Origin of the sequence: Planomonospora corallina (assembly GCF_042650625.1) — a bacterium.
Classification (GTDB): domain Bacteria; phylum Actinomycetota; class Actinomycetes; order Streptosporangiales; family Streptosporangiaceae; genus Planomonospora_B; species Planomonospora_B corallina.
The window spans coordinates 1-567 of record NZ_JBHSBM010000035.1 but is presented as its reverse complement, the minus strand read 5'-3'; the positions used below and the strand labels follow the sequence as shown (position 1 = coordinate 567).

General features: G+C 72.8%; 1 protein-coding gene. It reads right to left on the bottom strand.

The window, feature by feature from the left end; translation table 11 throughout:
- Positions 1-198: 198 nt before the first annotated feature.
- Positions 199-567, bottom strand: a 369-nt coding sequence (locus tag ACFOWE_RS25890) for a DUF742 domain-containing protein (protein WP_377292227.1), incomplete at its 5' end; no start/stop codon positions are given.

The window sequence follows — 567 nt, the reverse complement described above, 5'->3', positions numbered from 1 at the left end:
CGGATCTCCGAGACGGTGCCCACGAAGGTGGTCTTGCCCACGGCGAACGGGCCGAGCACGAGCACCTTCACCGAGCGGGCTCCGACCGGCACGTAGCGGCGGTCACCGTTGCCTGCGTCCAGGGGGGCTTCGGCCGTCGCCCACGGACGGCCGGAGCCGCTTGAGGCCATGGGGGCTTCGGCCGGCGCGTAGCGGCGGTCACAGCTGCTTGAGTCCATGCAGCACCCTTCTCAGGAAGTCCTCGTCGTGCTGATCGGCGGTGGGGACGAACGGCGCGCGGGCGACCAGGTGCCCGCTGCCGACCAGCTCGGAGACGATCACCTTGGTGACGGCCCCGGGCAGCTGGAGGTGGTGCGCCACCTCCGACACCGACAGCACGCCGGGCAGGCACAGGTCCATCACCCGGTACGCCTGCGCCGGAAGGCCGGCCAGCGGCATCTTGGCATCGGCGATGAGCAGCGTGGCCTCGTCGAGGCTGGAGCGCGACGGGGTGGCCCGGCCGCCGGTGGCGGTGTAGGAGCGCACCACGCCGCGCCTGCTGTGCCCGCGGGGGCTCATGCCGTGACG